The following is an 18,485-nucleotide window of genomic DNA, read 5'->3' on the forward strand; positions in this document are numbered from 1 at the left end:
CGACACATCATCGTATGGTGGGATCCGCCGCGCGGATCACCTGCAACAAGGGCATCAGCGTCGCCATTTCCGGCCCGCGTTCCATGCCGGTCAGCGCTTTGCGCAGCGGCATGAACAGGCCTTTGCCCTTGCGCCCTGTTGCATCCTTCACCGCTTGGGTCCAGCTACTCCAGGTATCGCCGTCAAACGGACCTTCGGGCAGAAGTGCCATGGCCTCGGCGATGAAGTCACGGTCTTCATCCGCGACCAGAGGTTCTGCCCCCTCGCGGCACAAGTCCCACCAGCCTTTGAGGTCGTCCAATGTCGTGATGTTCTCGCGCGCCATGGCCCAAAACGGTTCGGCCAGTTCCGCTGGCACTCCGGCCTCGGCCACAGCCTGTGATACATCTGACAAAGGCAGCGACTGCAGATGTTTCGCTGTCAGAGGAAACAGATCCTGCACATCAAACTTTGTTGGTGCGGCTCCGAAACGTCCTATGTCAAACCCGTCGACCAGTTCAGCCATGTCCGCGCGCAGTTCGACTGGATCCGAGGACCCCAAACGCGCCATCAGGCTCAGCAACGCCATCGGCTGAACGCCCTGTTCGCGCAGATCGCGCAGCGCCAGAGTGCCCAGGCGCTTCGACAGCGCCTCACCTTGTGGACCGGTCAACAGGGAATGATGCGCAAAACGGGGGCAATTTCCCCCGAGTGCGTCAATGATCTGAATCTGAGTCGCGGTGTTGGTGACGTGATCCGAACCGCGCACCACATCGGTCACGCCCATTTCGGTATCATCCACCACCGACGCAATCGTATACAGCACCTGCCCGTCGCCACGGATCAGAACCGGGTCAGACACCGACGCCGCATCAATCGAGATATCGCCCAGAATACCGTCGGTCCATTCGATCCGCTCATGGTCCAGTTTGAACCGCCACACGCCATTGCCGCGCTCGGCGCGCAGCGCTTCCTTTTCGGCATCCGACAGGCTCAAAGCCGCGCGATCATAGACCGGTGGCTTGCCCATATTCAGTTGCTTTTTACGCTTGAGGTCCAGTTCGGTCGGAGTTTCAAACGCCTCATAAAAGCGCCCCATCTCACGCAGTCTATCGGCCGCTTCGGCATAGCGGTCCAGACGCTCCGACTGACGCTCAACCCGGTCCCAATGCAATCCCAGCCACTCGAGGTCCTGTTTAATCGCATCGACATATTCTTCCTTCGACCGCTCAGGATCAGTATCGTCGATGCGCAAAATGAACGTGCCGCCAGCCTTGCGGGCGATCAGATAGTTCATCAAAGCGGTGCGCAGGTTGCCCACATGGATGTAGCCGGTGGGCGACGGGGCGAAACGGGTGGTGGTCATGGAGTTCTCCTGTTGGCGCGGCTCTTGTCACATGGACGCGTTTTTGTCCAGCGACGGCTGTACCCGCACCGCAACGGCAGGGTCAGGTCGGGTCGACAGACCAGGTTTTTTCCAGATCATCCAATCCGGCGCGTATCAGTTCCGCCAAGACATCCAGATCGATATCCGCAAGCTTGTTGACATACAGGCATGACTTTCCAAGCTTGTGCTTGCCTAACCGTGACAAGATATGCGTGAAATCCGCGTATCCCGGCATGATGTAAATTGAGTGCGCCGCTTTGCGCGGGGAAAACCCGGTTGCCAGAAAGTCCCCTTCGCGTCCGGATTTGTAGCGATAGTGGTACCGACCATAGCCGACAATTGATGGCCCCCACATGACAGGCGCAAATCCAGTCGTGTTGCGAAAAAGCGTATCCAGCGCCTGGGCTTCTTCCGCTTTTCGCGCGGGCTGGATCGTCGACAAAAAGGCGTCGACGCTGTGCGTGGTCGGGACCGTCTTGTTCTGAGATCGCGGCATGAACAAAAATTAACACGTAATGTTCAGCCACGCAGCCCATGTATTGGTCTATAAAGTGGTCAGCGGTTTGCGCTGACCTAATTCCTTCCATGGTGTTCAGACAGGGAGACATAGAAATGACAATCAAATTGACACGCCGTGCGGCGCTGGGTGCTGCCGCTGCCTTGCCATTGGCATCTGTGGCAACGCCGGTTCTGGCGGCGGGAACCGACACCAAAGCAAATTCGACAATCGCCAAGTCGTTCCAATTGGGCGATTTCACCGTCACGACATTGCTCGATGGCAGCCTGCCACGCGATGGCGCGCAGGAAATCTTTGGCGGCGGCGCATCAGACGAGGACTTTGCCAAGGTCTCAGCCGACAACTTCATTTCGCCCGATGTTGCGCAATTCTTCTTTACGCCGACACTGGTCAATACCGGTGCCGAACTGATTTTGTTCGACACAGGTCTTGGCCAGGGCGGCATCCAGACCGCATTGGCAGACGCAGGCGTTGCGCCGGATCAGATCGACATTGTGGTTCTGACGCACATGCACCCGGATCATATCGGCGGCATGACCACCAATGACGCGGCCACGTTCCCGAACGCACGCTATGTCACGGCGGCGCCCGAACACGATTTCTGGGCAGCGCAGGAGGCCGGCAACCGAGTCGGCGATCTGGTCGCGGCCAAGGTTACTCCGCTGGCAGAAAAGATGACGTTCATCGAGGATGGCGGCGGTGTCGCGTCCGGCGTCACAGCAATGGCGGCGTTTGGACATACGCCGGGTCACATGGTCTACCATCTCGAAAGCAATGGTCAGCGCCTGATCCTGACGGCCGATCTGGCCAATCACTACGTCTGGTCCTTTGCGCATCCAGAATGGGAAGTGCGGTTCGACATGGACAAAGCCGCAGCGACGGCCTCGCGTCGCAACGTGCTGGGTCTGCTGGCCGCTGACAAGGTGCCGATGATCGGATACCACATGCCCTTCCCGGCTGCTGGATATGTCGAAGCCCGTGGTGACGGGTTCCGCTTTGTCCCGGTCAGCTATCAGATGATGGGCTGACGCGTTTAATACCCGGGGTCCAGCCGCACCTTTGAGCCATCCGTGAAACGGGACAGGCGAAAAGCGACCGGATCCACGCATGGGGTCGCCTGAGTGACTAGATCAGCCGCCAGGCGACCGGCCCCGGGGCCGATCCCGAACCCATGACCGGAAAACCCGGTTGCAATTGTCATCCCCGGCAGACCATCGACACCTGAAATCACCGGAACGGCATCGGGCGTTACATCGATCAGCCCGGCCCAACTTTGCACAATCTCGGCCTGTTCCAACACCGGGAAGCCTTTGCGTGCCCTCGCCCAGGCTGATCGCAGAACTTTCTGCGAGGGCTCCGGGTCCAGTACGCGGCAATGTTCAAACGGGGTGACGTCGGTGGGCAACCACGACCTGTCCTGACCGGCCTCCGCCATCCAGCGCTTTGACAAACGAAACCGCAGTGATCTCCACTCTTGCACAAAAGCCGGCAGAAATTGTCGCGCAAGTCGAAAGCTGTCCGGGACAATATCCACCGTGTTTTCATAGCCGGATGCGATGGTGTACCCGCCATCCGCTCGTTTCCGGATCGCAAAGTCATCGGACCACAAGGCGATCTCGGGGCCGTGTTCGACGGGCGACGTGCGCATCACCGTATTCAGAACCTTAAGCTGCGGTAGTGCAATTCCGGCGTTTCCGGCAAACAGACGCGACCACGCGCCGCCGGCCAGAACAACGTGATCACAGGCAACCCGGCCGCGTTCAGTGAACACTCCGGACACCCGGCCCACCTCAGTATCAACACTGCGCACGGCGCATTGCGTCATGATCGCTGCACCTTTGTCGCGCGCAGCCTCGGCGATTGCAGGGGCAGCCCATTGCGGTTCGGCTCGCCCGTCCTGCGGCATGTAAAGCGCGCAGTCAAAGCCGTTCTGATTGCCCGGCAACAACTCCGCCAGTTCCGACCCCGAGACCATACGCGCCCCGGTTTGCAGCTTGTCCACGTTCCGCATCCAGCGTTCCAGATTGCCGCCGGACCGCGCGCCCGATGCGCCAAACAGAATTCCGGAGCGTGTGTATCCGGTCTTTCGGCCTGTGCGTTTGTCCATTCCCTGCCACAGACGCAGGGCTTCCTGCATCAAGGGGATTTCCCTTGGATCACGCATGCCAAGTCGCGCCCAGCCCCAATTGCGCGAGCTTTGTTCCCCGGCTATTTGGCCTTTCTCGCACAGCAGAACGGAAACGCCCCGCTCGGCCAACTCCAGGGCCGTCGATGCCCCGATGATGCCGCCCCCAATGACCACGACATCCACGTGTTTTGGCAGGGAAGGATTGGAGTTGACTGCGGTCGGTTTTGGGCCGGGCATTACCTGCTCTTACTTAGTCGTAGGAGCCGCAATGGATGCGCAGAAAAAGAAACCTGGCAAGAGAGGCGGCGATGCGCGTTCAGATTTGTCGGAATCTGTGGCCGACGCGCCAATCGATATAGGCAGCCAGACAGGACCGCCCAAGTGTCGTTGCGCGGGGCGTTTATGCGGCCCCGGACAGTTCCGCCCATTTTTGGCGCAAAACCGCCGACAGACCAGCCTCCTTGGACGCTGTCTCAGCTTTCACACTGTCCTGCGATGGAAGATCAGGGAATTCCGGTCGAGACGGCATTTCAACCGGTTCTTCTGCGGCAGCTCCTTTGCCCAAAATGTCGGCGATCGCCGCATCCACGCGATCCTCATCCAGATCCTGTGCCGGAGATTCCATCGTGCTCAGTCCCCAAGGCGCATGAAGAGGTACGTCATATCCTTTGTACATAATACCACCAAACCATTAACTCAGACATCAACCCTGGATGCGCCGCACTTAAATCGACAAGCAATTTTCGATCACCCGCGAACTCAACAGCAATGCGTCACATCCGCCCCACATTGGGCAATTTTCAAGCGTAAATGTGGCAGAATATTGTCAGCCTTTCAAGGCGACGAGCGCCGACGATCAGATAATATCGATATATTTCAGCCGCTTGAAAAAACAATTGACCTGTAAAAGTATACACTGTCTTTAATATGGAAATAGTTAGTCCCACGCCCAAAACAGCTGTGTTCAGTCCCGGTCCCGCCAGCGATTCACAATCGGATAACGACGATCCAACCAAAACGCCCTGCTGGTTAGCCGCGTACCCGGGGCCGACTGAAACCGCTTATACTCGCTGATGTAAATCAGGTGTTCCACTTTGCGGGCGTCAGCCTCGGCGAACCCTGCTGCGACGCAGTCCGCAATCGAGCCGTCCTGATCGACAAGAATGTCCAGAATCCCGTCCAGAACCGGGTAATCCGGTAAGCTGTCACTGTCTTTCTGGTCTTCGCGCAGTTCAGCACTTGGCGGTTTGCCGATAATAGACCCGCGAATGATCTCTCCCTCCGGGCCCAGCATCCAGTCCCGGTGATTGACGTTGCGCCAACGGCAGGTTTCGAACACGCGGGTCTTGTACAGGTCCTTGATCGGGTTATAGCCCCCGTTCATGTCACCGTAGATCGTGGCGTACCCAACCGCAATTTCGGATTTGTTGCCAGTTGTCAGCAGCATCTCGCCAAACTTGTTCGAAAGCGCCATCAGCAGCACACCGCGCAGGCGCGACTGAATGTTCTCCTCGGTCAGGTCTTCGCCCAGGCCCGCAAACAAAGGCGCCAACGTGTTGGTGACCGCCGCGCGGCTCTCTGAGATTGGAACAAAGTCATAATGCACGCCCAGCGCTTTGGCGACGGCTTCGGCGTCGTCCAGAGAGGATTGGCTTGTGTATTCGGATGGCAACATCACACACCGAACGTTCTCCGCCCCGATCGCATCCACGGCAATCGCAGCCACCAGTGCGGAGTCTACACCACCTGACAACCCGAGCACCGCCTTCTTGAACCCGGTTTTGTTCATGTAATCCCGCAAGGACTGGACCATGGCGCGATAGTCCTGCTCCCACGCATCCGGCTGAGGGACAACGTCGGACGGAACGATCCGCCATCCGTCTTCGCCACCTTCGAGGTCAACGTTGGTCACCGCCTCGTCAAAGACCGGCATGCGAAAGGCAAGTTCACCGCCCGGGTTCAAGCCAAACGTCGCCCCATCAAACACCTGGTCATCCTGACCGCCCACCATGTTGAGGTAAATCAGCGGCAGTCCGGTCTCGACAACCCGTGCCACCATATGATTGAGCCGTATGTCGTATTTGTCCCGAAAGTAAGGCGAGCCATTGGGGATCAACAGAAACTCGGCGCCGGTTTCTTCCAGTGTTTCGGCGACATCCGGGTGCCAGCTGTCTTCGCAGATCGGGCTTCCGATCCGGGAATTTCCAACCGAATACGGGCCGCCCAGCGGACCGGCATCATACAAACGCACCTCGTCGAAAACGGTCTCGTTGGGCAAATGGTGTTTCAATACCTTGCTGGTGATACGCCCGCCCTTAAGGATCAAGTAGGCGTTGTACAGGCTCTCACCTTCGACCCAGGGCCCGCCGATGGCGATGGCCGGCCCATCCGCGCAACGCTTGGCCAATGCCTCGACCGCTGTCATCGCCGCATGGTGAAACACCGGCCTCATGATCAGGTCCTGGGTATTGTAGCCAGTGATAAACATCTCGGGAAACGCCACCAGGTCTGCCCCTGATGCACGCCCCTGCTCCCATGCCGCGAAAGCTTTGGCCGCGTTGCCGTCAATATCCCCAACAGTTGGGTTGAGTTGCGCCAAAGTGATGCGGAAACGGTCGGCCATGCTGCCCTCTTGCCCTCGTCGGTCATATTGCCATTTAGCAGATCGCACCGCGAGTGAAAGACCAATGCGGCAAAAGCCGTTGCTCTACCCACAGCGGTACCCTAGTTTTGCCCGAAAGGATGCAAACAGATGATCACCGGGCAGGCTGGAACAATCATGAACACAATCCGTACGTATTTGGTTGCGGGGGCTTTGAGCCTGATGGCAATGGCCGCCGCTGCGCAAGACGGCACTGTCATCATCAAAGATGACGAAGTGGGCGGCGTGTATGAGGGCACGTTTGAAAACGGGCTGCGCCATGGCACCGGGACATATCGCCTGCCTGACGGATTCGAATACACCGGCCAGTGGGTCGAGGGGGAGATTCAAGGTCAGGGCACGGCCCGCTATGCCAACGGCTCGATCTATGAAGGCCAGTTTTCCAAAGGGCAACCCGAAGGCCGTGGCAAAATCATCTTCGCGGACGGCGGCACCTATGAAGGCGATTGGGCTAACGGTTCGATCAACGGCTCTGGCGTGGCCGAATACGCCAACGGCATGCGGTATGAAGGTGGCTTCAAAAATGCGCGCCATCACGGCACCGGTCAGCTGACCGGCTCCGATGGCTACATCTATGAAGGCGACTGGGTAGACGGTGCCAAACAGGGCAAGGCGAAAATTACCTACGCTGGCGGCGGTGTGTACGAAGGGGACGTACTGGCCGGTCAACGCAGCGGACAGGGCACACTGACAATGCCTGATGGTATGATCTATGCCGGGGCCTGGAGCGAGGACCGGATCACCGGAACCGGCCGGTTGTCGCAAGCCAACGGCGACATTTACGAAGGCGATCTGGTCGACGGTCGGCGTCTGGGCAAAGGCAAAGTGACCTACGCGAACGGTGATGTTTACGAAGGTGATTTCGCAGATGATCGCCGTCATGGACAAGGCACCTTCACCGGGACCGACGGGTTCACCTATTCCGGCGAGTGGACCAACGGGCAAATCGAGGGTCTGGGCGAAGCGAATTATCCCGATGGGTCCATATATGTCGGCGACTTCAAGGCGGATTTGGCCGAGGGGAAAGGGCGCATCACGTATCCGGACGGCTCGACCTATGACGGCGACTGGATCGCCGGAGTAATTGAGGGTCAGGGAACCGCCACTTATTCCAACGGTATGATTTACAAAGGTCAGTTCAAAAACGCGCAGACCCACGGAACCGGTATTCTGACCCGCGCGGACGGGTCCAGCTATGACGGAGAATGGTTTGAAGGTGTCCGTCAGGGCAAAGGCAAGGCCACTTACTCCGACGGAACCATTTACACCGGCGATTTTGTAAATGGCCAGCGACACGGCAAGGGCGAAATCGTGGCCCCCGGCGGGTTCAAGTACTCCGGCGATTGGTCCGAGGGCAAAATCACCGGGATTGGCGTCGCGACCTATTCCAATGGTGACGTGTACGAGGGCAGCTTTGTCGACAACAAACGGCAGGGCAACGGAACCATGCGATATGCAGATGGCCAGGAAGCATCCGGCGTCTGGGAAGACGGCACCCTCGCAACACAAACGTCAGCAGAGCCCGACGCGGCAGAAAACTCACAGGACCCCGATTCCGAACCAGACAGCAATCAAGAAGAGCCCGCTCCGTCAGACGGGTAGTTTTCTACCAGGGGATCGGTTTTCCAGCCCAGTCAAAGAACCCACCGGTATCCTCCACCTTTAGCGATTGAATGACGCCAACCAAGTTACGGGCGGCCTGTTCAGGTTCCACAGCGGGGTGTCGACCGAGGTATTTTTCCGTGAAAGCGGTTTTGACCGTGCCGGGATGCAACGCAACGCAGATCGCCTCTTTATGTGTCCGGGCCAGTTCAATGGCCGTTGTGTGAACAATCTGGTTCACCGCCGCTTTGGCGGCACGGTAGCTGACCCAGCCACCCAGACGATTGTCTCCAATTGACCCGACCCGGGCCGACAGAACTGCAAAAACTGACCGTCCCTGACGGGGCAGCAAACGTGCGGCCTGGCTGAGCACCAGCGCGGGGCCCGCAGCGTTCAGGGCAAACTGATCCATCATCGCCTGCACCGAGAGCGCGCGCATTGTCTTTTCCGGCGCGGCCCCGTTGATCTCCAGCGCGCCGGACGCAACAAAAATCATATCGAACGGGCCCGGAATATCTTTGAGAGTCTGCGCTGCACTATCGTGTTGTGTCAGATCGAACCCATCTCTGGACCGCGACAGACCAGTCACCATGACATCCGACGCTGCCAGGTTTTCGCAGATGGCGCTGCCGATGCCGCCTGACGCGCCAATGATTAATGCGGTTTTCATATCGTGATACCTAGCAGCGTGACCTTGCCTATCAACGACCTTCTGCGGAGAACGCTCTGAAAACTCCCCCGACCGAAAATTGGTTCTTTTCATTCCCGGCGGGCTCTGTATAACTTCCCGCTCATGATCAACCACGCCGATATCCTGTTTGCCGACACCGCAATTCGCGGTGCCGACCTGCGTGGCCTACTGATCCTAATCCGCCTCTGAGCGTGCCAACCGGCGCGCCCGCTCAGAGGAGGACGCCTGCGCGCCATTGGCTTTAGGACAGAACAGAAAGTGACCCCCATGACGAACGTGACCGACCAAGACCGCGTCTTGATCTTTGACACCACTTTGCGCGATGGCGAACAAAGCCCCGGCGCGACCATGACCCATGACGAAAAGCTGGAAATCGCCGAACTGCTGGACGATATGGGCGTCGACATCATCGAAGCCGGGTTTCCCATCGCCTCTGAAGGTGATTTCAACGCGGTCACAGAGATTGCCCAGCGATCCAGAAACAGCCGCATCTGCGGGCTGGCGCGGGCCAATTTCGCCGATATCGACCGCTGCTGGGAGGCGGTGAAACACGCTGGTCAGAACCGGATCCACACCTTTATCGGCACCTCACCGCTGCATCGGGCGATACCGAACCTGACCCAGGATGAAATGGCGGAGAAAATCCACGAGACGGTCAGCCACGCTCGCAACCTGTGTGAAAACGTGCAGTGGTCGCCAATGGACGCGACCCGGACCGAGTGGGACTACCTGTGCCGCGTGATTGAAATAGCGATCAAGGCAGGCGCCACAACGATCAATATTCCTGACACAGTGGGCTATACAGCCCCGATGGAATCTGCCGATCTGATCAAGCGGCTGATCGAAACGGTTCCGGGCGCGGACGAGGTGGTGTTTGCCACCCATTGCCACAACGACCTCGGCATGGCGACCGCCAACTCGCTGGCTGCAGTGGCAGGCGGGGCGCGTCAGATCGAGTGCACGATCAACGGTCTGGGCGAACGCGCAGGCAACACCGCGTTGGAAGAGGTCGTCATGGCGTTGCGGACCCGCAACGACATCATGCCGTGGAACACGGGCGTCGACACCACAAAAATCATGCATATCTCGCGCCGCGTGGCGACTGTGTCGGGCTTTAACGTGCAGTTCAACAAGGCAATTGTCGGCAAGAACGCGTTTGCCCATGAAAGCGGGATCCATCAGGACGGGATGCTTAAGAACCGCGAAAACTTCGAGATCATGCGACCCGAAGATATCGGTTTGTCCGGAACTTCGTTGCCTTTGGGCAAACATTCCGGTCGGGCGGCCCTGCGCGACAAACTGAACACGTTGGGATACGAGGTTGGCGACAACCAGCTCAAGGACATCTTCGTGCGGTTCAAGGATCTTGCAGACCGTAAAAAAGAAGTCTTCGACGATGATCTTATCGCGTTGATGATGCTGGACGACGATGATGGCGATGATCATCTGCAATTGGTGTCGATGAAGGTCACCTGCGGCACGGTCGGCAAAGCCGAGGCCACGATCGAGATGGAAGTGGGTGGCGCGGAAGTGATTGCGACAAAAACCGGCGACGGCCCAGTAGATGCCGCCTTCCGGGCCATCCGCTCGGTTCATCCGAGCACCGCCCATCTTCAACTGTATCAAGTGCATGCGGTGACCGAGGGTACAGACGCGCAAGCCACCGTCTCGGTTCGGCTGGAAGAAGACGGCATGATCGCCACGGGCCAATCGGCCAATACCGACACCGTCGTTGCGTCCGCCAAGGCCTATATCCATGCCCTGAACCGGTTGGTTGTCCGGAGAGAAAAAGCCGGACCCGGCGCGGACGCGCGCGAGATCAGTTACAAGGATCTCACCTGACAAAACGATACCGACCTAAGGCTCCCGCAGGCGCGGGAGCCTTAGGTCAAACGTCCCTGCGACGTTGGACCCGATTCCGCTTCAATACAGGTGGCTGTTCCCTTCTTGATTGGTGCATCTCTGAAGCGGCACATCGGGGCTTTAGACCACGAGGTTCACACCCTCACAACCGGTCAAACAGTTCCGTTAACCGCGCTGTTTCAGTTTCGACACCGAACGGCGCATTGATCACGAACATCCCTGATCCGATCATCCCATGCCCCGCGCGCGCCGCAGGAAAGCGCACCTCATGACGCAGGGCCTTGGGAAAGGGTTGCTCAGTCAATGCGGCCAACATGGGTTCATGCCGCCCATCCGCCAGGATCGGATACCAAAGCGCAATCACGCCAACGTTCCATTTCCGGTGCAGCTTGGCGATGATTCCCGGCAAGCGGCTATAGTCCGCTTTCACTTCGTAACTGGGGTCAATCAACATCACGCCCCGCCGGGGCATTGGCGGCACAATCGACTTCGCCAACTTATACCCGTCCTGCCGATACACGCGAGTATTCGGCCCAGACAAAAATCGGGCCAAGGCGGCATGCTCTTGCGGATGCAATTCGGCAAGATGCAAAGTGTCTTGCGTCCGCAAAAGGCTGGCCGCGATCATTGGGGAACCGGGATAGACGGATGAACCAAACCGAGTTTGGGTTTCGAAAATGGCCTGCATCAACGGATGTGAAGGACCAAACCACGTCTCCTTCAGAGCCCGGTCGATGCCTGCGGCGGCCTCCCCCGTCTTTTGCGCCTCAACCGAGTCCAGGCGGTACAGACCCCGTCCGGCATGCGTTTCGACATAGCTGATGGGTTTGTCTTTCTGGGTCAGATAGGACAGCGTCCAAGCCAACAAAGTGTGCTTTTGTACATCAGCCAAATTGCCCGCGTGGTAAATGTGTTGATAAGAGAGCATTTTGGCTTCTAAAGTCCTTATCAATGAGGCGAAAAGGGTTTGATTGTCGCGGAATCGGCCCTTTCACCGGGCGTGTTGGCACCCTATAAGGCATCCGTCCCGGAACCGTCGAGTCGCGGGCAGTAGAAAAAAACATACAGGATCAGTGAAAACATGGGGATCTTTGGCAATCTGGGCGGCCTGTTCACAGCCGACATGGCAATCGACCTTGGGACGGCAAACACGCTGGTCTATGTCAAAGGGCGCGGAGTGATCCTGTCGGAACCATCCGTTGTGGCCTATCACGTGAAAGACGGCGTGAAAAAGGTTCTGGCCGTCGGCGAAGACGCCAAACTGATGCTTGGCCGAACACCGGGATCGATTGAAGCCATCCGCCCAATGCGCGAGGGTGTGATTGCCGATTTCGACACCGCCGAAGAGATGATCAAGCATTTCATACGCAAGGTTCACAAGCGCTCGACCTTCTCGAAGCCAAAGATCATTGTTTGCGTTCCGCATGGTGCGACGCCAGTTGAAAAACGCGCCATTCGTCAGTCGGTTCTGTCTGCCGGTGCACGTCGCGCGGGCCTGATCGCCGAACCGATTGCAGCGGCGATTGGCGCAGGGATGCCCATCACCGATCCGACCGGAAACATGGTCGTTGATATCGGTGGCGGTACCACCGAAGTTGCCGTTCTGTCTTTGGGCGATATCGTCTATGCCCGTTCGGTCCGAGTGGGCGGCGACCGGATGGACGAAGCTATCATCTCGTACCTGCGGCGCCAACAGAACCTGTTGGTGGGTGAATCCACGGCGGAACGGATCAAGACCACAATCGGCACCGCCCGGATGCCCGATGACGGGCGCGGGCAGTCCATGCATATCCGGGGGCGCGACCTGCTAAATGGCGTGCCGAAGGAAATCGAAATCAGCCAGGCGCAGGTGGCCGAAGCGCTGTCCGAACCGGTCCAGCAGATCTGCGAAGCGGTTATGACCGCGTTGGAAACAACGCCACCCGATCTGGCAGCGGATATCGTGGATCGCGGTGTTATGCTGACCGGTGGCGGTGCGCTGCTGGGCGATCTGGACCTTGCGTTGCGCGAACAGACCGGTCTGGCCGTATCGATTGCGGACGAAAGCCTCAATTGTGTGGCCTTGGGCACCGGTAAAGCTCTGGAATATGAAAAACAACTGCGCCACGCGATTGACTACGAAAGCTAAGGCGCGCACCCTCTGATATGAGGGTATTAAATCGGGCGCGAGCAGCACGGGAAGGAGTCCTGTGGCAAAAGACCGATCACAGAGTGATGACTACACAACCCCCCTGCGCCGTTTGCTGTTGGGAATACTCGTGTTGTGCCTGTTGGGCATCTTTCTGGTCTGGCGTATCGACAGCCCCCGCGTGGAACGGTTCCGCGCTCAGGTCGTGGACACTGTGGTCCCCTCGATGGAATGGGCAATGGTGCCCGTGACCGCCATGGTCAACCTCGTCCGCGACTTTCAGAGTTATCAACGGTTGAGCGAGCAAAACCAGGAACTGCGTAGCGAATTGCGCCTGATGCGGGCCTGGAAGGAAGCCGCCTTGCAACTCGAACAGGAAAACGCGCGACTGCTGGACCTGAACAACGTGCGTCTTGATCCCCGCCTGACCTATATCACCGGCGTTGTTATGGCTGACAGCGGGTCACCGTTCCGGCAATCGGTGCTTCTAAATGTGGGAGAGCGTGACGGGATCGTCGACGGATGGGCCACAATGGATGGCATCGGACTGGTTGGTCGTATCTCGGGTGTCGGTCCGGATACGGCGCGGGTTATTCTGATGACGGACGCATCCAGCGCCATTCCAGCCACCATTCAGCCCTCTGGTCAAACGGCATTGATCGCTGGCGACAATACCCCGGCCCCTGCCGTGGAGTTTCTGGAAAACCGCGAACTTGTTCGACCCGGCGACCGGGTGATTACATCCGGCGATGGCGGCGTGTTCCCCGCCGGCCTTTTGATCGGTCAGATTTCGGTGGACCCCGGAGGTAGGCTGCGCGTGCGTCTCTCTGCGGATTTTGAGCGGCTGGAATTTCTGCGCGTCTTGCGGTTCAATTCCGCACCGTCGATACGGGATCCCGGCGGGATTGTGGGTCCGCCGCGCCCCGAGGCCGCTTTGTCAGCGGAGGAGCCGGGCGATGGGTAAACCTCCTTCCCATACCTGGGCCATGCGCGGCCTTTATGTCTTTCTGGCCTTTCTGGTGTTGTTTCTCCACCTGTTACCGTTGAACACGCAACCGGATCGATGGCCCTTTCCCGATCTTCTGATCGCGCTGACTTTTGCGTGGGTCGTCCGACGGCCCGAATATGTTCCACCGCTGATCATCGCTGCGGTCATGCTGATGGCTGACCTGTTATTACAACGGCCTCCGGGGCTGTTGGCGACGCTGGTTTTGCTGGGATCGGTCTATCTGCGCTCCTCCGCGCCAAGTATGCGGGACGCTGGCTTTGTCGGTGAGTGGACCTCTGTTGCGGCGGTCGTTACAGTGATCTTTCTGGCGAACAGGGTTGTCCTGTCTGTTCTCTCGGTCGAACAAACCGCGCTGGGGCCTGTTGTGATTCAAATGGTGCTGACAATTGGGATCTACCCGATCATTGTTGTGCTCAGCCAGACTGTGTTTGGGGTGCGCCGTGTATCTGCCGCGAATGCCAGCACAACGGGGGCACGGGCATGACGCAGCGCAAGTCAAAATCACAGGGATTGGCCTACAAGCGCCTGCCACGCCGGGCGCTGGTGTTGGGTGGGCTGCAGGCGGCGTTCATCGGCGGACTGGCCGCGCGGATGCGGTTCATGCAGGTCGAGCAGGCGGATCAGTATCGCCTGCTGGCGGAGGAGAACCGCATCAACATCAGGTTGATCCCCCCCACACGGGGCCGGATCTATGACCGGAACGGACAGATCATCGGCCAGAACTCGCCTTCTTATCGCATCGTGATTGTGCGCGAAGACGCAGGCGACATCGACAAGGTGATCGACAAGCTTTCCAAGCTGATCCCGCTGACCGAAGATGAGATTGAACGCGCCCGCACGGAAATGCGCCGCTCGGCCCCGTTCCTGCCAGTTACTCTGGCCGATCAAGTGACATGGGAAGATATCTCAAAGGTTGCCGTAAACGCGCCCGCCCTGCCCGGCGTAACGCCCGAGGTGGGGCTGACACGGCAATACCCGCGCTATGAGGATTTTGCCCATATCGTCGGTTATGTGGGACCGGTCAGCGACTACGATCTCAGCCAGATTCAGGATCCCGAACCGGTCTTGCGTATCCCGCGCTTCCAGATTGGAAAAGTCGGGCTGGAAGCCAAGCAGGAAGCCGCCCTGCGGGGCAGGGCCGGAGCTAAACGGGTCGAGGTCAGCGCCACGGGCCGGGTCATGCGTGAACTGGACCGGCAGGAGGGCGAGGCCGGGTCAGATCTGCAACTGTCCATCGATGCCGACTTGCAGCAATATGCACAGGCCCGGTTAGCTGGCGAAAGTGCCGCCGCGGTTGTGATGGACTGCGAAACCGGCGATCTGCGCGCGATGGCGTCGGCCCCAAGTTTCGACCCCAACCTGTTCGTGCGCGGTATCTCAGTCGCAGACTACCAGTTTCTGACGCAGGACAAGTACCGCCCGCTGGCCAACAAAACCGTCCAGGGCACCTACCCGCCGGGTTCAACCTTTAAGATGGTCACGGCACTGGCCGCGCTTGAGGCCGGTGTCATCGGTCCCGGCAATACAGTCTATTGCCCCGGTCACTTGAAAGTCGGCAGCCGTCGCTTCCACTGCTGGAAGCGGGGTGGTCATGGAATGGTGGATCTCAACACGTCCCTAAAACGCAGCTGCGATGTGTACTATTATGACGTCGCGATTAAGGTCGGGATCGACAAAATATCCGAGATGTCCAACACCCTTGGTCTGGGGATCAAGCATGACATTCCGATGTCTGCCGTTCGCGCCGGGCTGGCCCCCAATCAGGACTGGAAACGGCGCGTGCATGGTGAGGAATGGCTGATCGGCGATACCGCCAACGCATCTATCGGACAGGGCTTCATGCTTGCCTCGCCGATGCAGTTGGCGGTGATGACCGCACGGATCGCCACCGGCCGTGCCGTCTCGCCCCGCTTGGTGCGGTCCATCAACGGGGTCGAACAACCCTCTGGCGCAGGCGACCCGCTGACGATCAGTCCCACCAATCTCCAATACATCCGCGAGGCGATGTGGGCCGTGTCGAACGACCGGCGCGGGACGGCCTATCGCAGCCGGATAATCGCCGAAGATTTCCGCATGGCGGGCAAGACCGGCACAAGCCAAGTTCGCAACATTACCAAGGCCGAACGGGCCGCTGGTGTGATCCGCAACGAAGACCTGCCATGGGAACGGCGCGATCACGCCCTGTTCGTCAGCTTTGCACCCTATGACAATCCCAAATATGCGATTGCGGTGGTGGTGGAACATGGCGGCGGCGGATCGAAGGCGGCGGCACCGGTCGCACGGGACATCATGCTGCAAGCGCTCTACAAAGGCACCCCGCCGCTCGAGGCCTATCCGGTTGCCGACCGCGACCGCATCAAGGAACAGCAAAAGAGGCTCGAGGGCGATCGCCGCCCCAAAGCGCGTCCCGATGAGAAAGATCGCGCATGAGCTATCTTGAATACGCCGTCAAATCCACACCGTCGGGGTTTCGCAAGTTTCTGTATATGAACTGGCCGCTGACGCTGCTGCTGATCAGCACGGCCAGTGCCGGGTTCCTGATGCTGTATTCTGTTGCAGGCGGTTCATGGTTCCCCTGGGCAGAACCGCAGGCAGAACGGTTCGGGCTGGGCCTTATCGTCATGTTTATCGTGGCGCTGGTGCCGATCTGGTTTTGGCGAAACATGTCGGTTGTGGCCTATCTGGGCTCTATCGGCTTGTTGGTTGTGGTTGAGCTGTTCGGATCCGTAGGCATGGGCGCACAGCGCTGGATCGATCTTGGTTTCATGCGCCTGCAACCGTCTGAACTTATGAAGGTGACATTGGTGATGCTGCTGGCGGCCTACTACGATTGGCTGCCGTCACACAAAACGTCCCGGCCACTGTGGGTGATCATTCCGGTCATCCTCATTCTAATCCCAACCTACATGGTTCTGCGCCAACCCGATCTTGGCACCTCGATCCTTTTGCTGGCGGCTGGTGGCGGGTTGATGTTTCTGGCAGGCGTCCACTGGGCATACTTCGCCGCCGTCATTGCGGCGGCGGTTGGGTTGGTCGCAACGGTTTTCAACAGCCGGGGTACAGAGTGGCAGCTGCTCAAGGACTATCAGTTCAGACGTATCGACACGTTCCTCGATCCCTCCACCGATCCGTTGGGCGCGGGCTATCACATCACCCAATCCAAGATTGCGTTGGGGTCCGGAGGTTGGAACGGGCGCGGGTTCATGCAAGGCACACAATCCCGGTTGAACTTCCTGCCCGAGAAACACACCGATTTCATTTTTACCACCCTGGCCGAAGAGTTCGGCTTTGTCGGCGGCATCACTCTGCTGGTGCTGTACACATTGATCATAATCTTCTGCCTGGTTACGGCGCTAGCCACCAAGGACAGGTTTTCCTCCTTGGTCACGCTCGGCATTTCATTGAACTTCTTTCTGTTCTTTGCCGTCAACATGTCGATGGTGATGGGGCTGGCGCCGGTCGTCGGTGTGCCGTTGCCAATGGTCAGTTATGGCGGGTCGGCCATGCTGGTTTTGATGGCCGCGTTCGGTATCGTTCAAAGCGCCCATATCCACCGCCCCCGTTGATTGGAACCCCACATGCCCGTGAATGTTCTGTTTTCCGCGCGCCCTGAGTTGTGGCCAGTGTATCAGCCGTTGTTGTCGCAGGGCTTAAGCGATGCCGGGCTGGATTTTTCGCTAGGAACTGAGTTTCAACCGGATCAGGTGGATTACGTTGTCTACACCCCAAACGGCGGGTTGCTGGACTTCACACCATACACCCGCCTCAAGGCCGTTTTAAGTTTGTGGGCCGGGGTAGAAAGCATTGCGGACAACACCACCCTGACCGTCCCGCTGGCACGGATGGTGGATCACGGGCTGACGCAGGGCATGACCGAATGGGTCGTTGGGCATGTGTTGCGGTATCATCTTGAGATGGACAAACACATCACACAGCAGGATGGTGTCTGGACGCCAGACGCCCCGCCCCTTGCCACGCAGCGCCGGGTTTGCGTGCTGGGGTTGGGAACATTGGGCCAAGCCGCTGCAAAAGCCTTAGCCGCATTGAATTTTCAGGTCACCGGGTGGAGCCGCACCCCCAAAGATATTCCCCGCGTCACCTGTCTGTATGGCAGCGACGGCCTGCGCGTTGCGTTGTCCAGCGCAGAAATCGTCGTCCTGCTTCTGCCCGACACGCCCGCAACCGAAAACACATTGAACGTCGAAACACTTGCAGCGCTGCCGCCGGGCGCCCGGATCGTCAATCCGGGCCGGGGGCCGTTGATCGACGACGAGGCACTGCTAGAGGCACTGAATTCTGGGCAGATCGGCCACGCCACGCTGGATGTGTTTAGAACAGAGCCCTTGCCGGCCAAGGACCCTTACTGGGCTCATCCCAACGTGACTGTGACACCGCATATCGCCTCGGAAACCCGTCCGGTTACAGCCGCACAGGTCATCTGCGAGAACATCCGGCGCGGCGAGGCGGGCGAGCCGTTCCTGCATCTGGTTGATCGTCACCTGGGCTATTGATCGCCTCT

16 protein-coding genes are annotated in these 18,485 nt (G+C 58.8%); 9 read left to right on the top strand and 7 right to left on the bottom strand.

What is annotated here, in order from left to right; all coding sequences use genetic code 11:
- Positions 1-7: 7 nt before the first annotated feature.
- Positions 8-1,345, bottom strand: a complete 1,338-nt coding sequence (gene gltX, locus ACR3ES_RS04810) for a glutamate--tRNA ligase (protein WP_170428104.1) — start codon at positions 1,343-1,345, stop codon at positions 8-10.
- Positions 1,346-1,427: 82 nt separating this feature from the next.
- Entirely contained in the window at positions 1,428-1,862 is a 435-nt protein-coding gene (locus tag ACR3ES_RS04815; protein ID WP_170428101.1) for a DUF1801 domain-containing protein, read from the bottom strand.
- A gap of 116 nt (positions 1,863-1,978) precedes the next feature.
- Between ACR3ES_RS04815 and ACR3ES_RS04820 the strand changes: the two genes are divergently transcribed.
- The gene (locus ACR3ES_RS04820; protein WP_170428098.1) at positions 1,979-2,911 is read left to right on the top strand and encodes an MBL fold metallo-hydrolase; all 933 of its coding nucleotides are present in this window, start codon (positions 1,979-1,981) and stop codon (positions 2,909-2,911) included.
- 5 nt (positions 2,912-2,916) lie between these two features.
- On the opposite strand, the gene ACR3ES_RS04825 is transcribed toward ACR3ES_RS04820, so the two are convergent.
- The 3 genes from ACR3ES_RS04825 to ACR3ES_RS04835 form a co-directional block, all read right to left on the bottom strand.
- Complete coding sequence (locus ACR3ES_RS04825) at positions 2,917-4,248, bottom strand: NAD(P)/FAD-dependent oxidoreductase (protein ID WP_170428095.1); 1,332 nt, start codon at positions 4,246-4,248, stop codon at positions 2,917-2,919.
- 163 nt (positions 4,249-4,411) lie between these two features.
- On the bottom strand, positions 4,412-4,687 hold the full coding sequence (locus ACR3ES_RS04830; protein ID WP_170428092.1) for a hypothetical protein: 276 nt from the start codon (positions 4,685-4,687) through the stop codon (positions 4,412-4,414).
- A gap of 288 nt (positions 4,688-4,975) precedes the next feature.
- Positions 4,976-6,634 carry an NAD+ synthase gene (locus ACR3ES_RS04835; protein ID WP_170428089.1) on the bottom strand — a complete coding sequence of 553 codons (1,659 nt, stop codon included), beginning with the start codon at positions 6,632-6,634 and terminating at the stop codon, positions 4,976-4,978.
- Positions 6,635-6,790: 156 nt separating this feature from the next.
- On the opposite strand from ACR3ES_RS04835, the gene ACR3ES_RS04840 reads away from it, so the two are divergent.
- A complete protein-coding gene (locus ACR3ES_RS04840) occupies positions 6,791-8,275 on the top strand; it encodes an MORN repeat-containing protein (RefSeq protein ID WP_170429647.1) in 1,485 nt (494 codons plus the stop codon).
- A 4-nt stretch (positions 8,276-8,279) separates the two neighbouring features.
- Here the strand turns inward: ACR3ES_RS04840 and ACR3ES_RS04845 are convergent, their stop codons facing one another.
- A complete protein-coding gene (locus ACR3ES_RS04845) occupies positions 8,280-8,945 on the bottom strand; it encodes an SDR family NAD(P)-dependent oxidoreductase (protein WP_170428086.1) in 666 nt (221 codons plus the stop codon).
- Positions 8,946-9,233: 288 nt separating this feature from the next.
- On the opposite strand from ACR3ES_RS04845, the gene ACR3ES_RS04850 reads away from it, so the two are divergent.
- Positions 9,234-10,808 (top strand): 2-isopropylmalate synthase, encoded by a 1,575-nt coding sequence (locus tag ACR3ES_RS04850; protein WP_170428084.1) that lies wholly within the window; start codon positions 9,234-9,236, stop codon positions 10,806-10,808.
- 163 nt (positions 10,809-10,971) lie between these two features.
- Here ACR3ES_RS04850 and ACR3ES_RS04855 read toward each other — a convergent pair whose 3' ends face one another.
- Positions 10,972-11,757, bottom strand: coding sequence for a 23S rRNA (adenine(2030)-N(6))-methyltransferase RlmJ (locus tag ACR3ES_RS04855; protein WP_170428080.1), 786 nt, complete (start codon positions 11,755-11,757; stop codon positions 10,972-10,974).
- Between the two features lie 153 nt (positions 11,758-11,910).
- Between ACR3ES_RS04855 and ACR3ES_RS04860 the strand changes: the two genes are divergently transcribed.
- From ACR3ES_RS04860 to ACR3ES_RS04885, 6 genes are all read left to right on the top strand, one after another.
- Positions 11,911-12,957, top strand: a complete 1,047-nt coding sequence (locus ACR3ES_RS04860) for a rod shape-determining protein (RefSeq protein ID WP_039523195.1) — start codon at positions 11,911-11,913, stop codon at positions 12,955-12,957.
- A 61-nt stretch (positions 12,958-13,018) separates the two neighbouring features.
- Positions 13,019-13,921, top strand: a complete 903-nt coding sequence (gene mreC, locus ACR3ES_RS04865; protein ID WP_170428078.1) for a rod shape-determining protein MreC — start codon at positions 13,019-13,021, stop codon at positions 13,919-13,921.
- A complete protein-coding gene (locus ACR3ES_RS04870; protein WP_480424942.1) occupies positions 13,914-14,450 on the top strand; it encodes a rod shape-determining protein MreD in 537 nt (178 codons plus the stop codon). Before mreC ends, ACR3ES_RS04870 begins: the two co-directional genes overlap by 8 nt.
- Positions 14,447-16,396: a penicillin-binding protein 2 gene (mrdA, locus tag ACR3ES_RS04875; protein WP_170428072.1), complete on the top strand. Its 1,950-nt coding sequence runs from the start codon at positions 14,447-14,449 to the stop codon at positions 16,394-16,396. Before ACR3ES_RS04870 ends, mrdA begins: the two co-directional genes overlap by 4 nt.
- On the top strand, positions 16,393-17,532 hold the full coding sequence (rodA, locus tag ACR3ES_RS04880; RefSeq protein ID WP_170428069.1) for a rod shape-determining protein RodA: 1,140 nt from the start codon (positions 16,393-16,395) through the stop codon (positions 17,530-17,532). Before mrdA ends, rodA begins: the two co-directional genes overlap by 4 nt.
- Before the next feature lie 12 nt (positions 17,533-17,544).
- Complete coding sequence (locus ACR3ES_RS04885; RefSeq protein ID WP_170428066.1) at positions 17,545-18,477, top strand: 2-hydroxyacid dehydrogenase; 933 nt, start codon at positions 17,545-17,547, stop codon at positions 18,475-18,477.
- The last annotated feature ends 8 nt before the right edge of the window (positions 18,478-18,485 follow it).

The sequence above is a fragment of the Ruegeria sp. B1 genome (genome assembly GCF_056535885.1).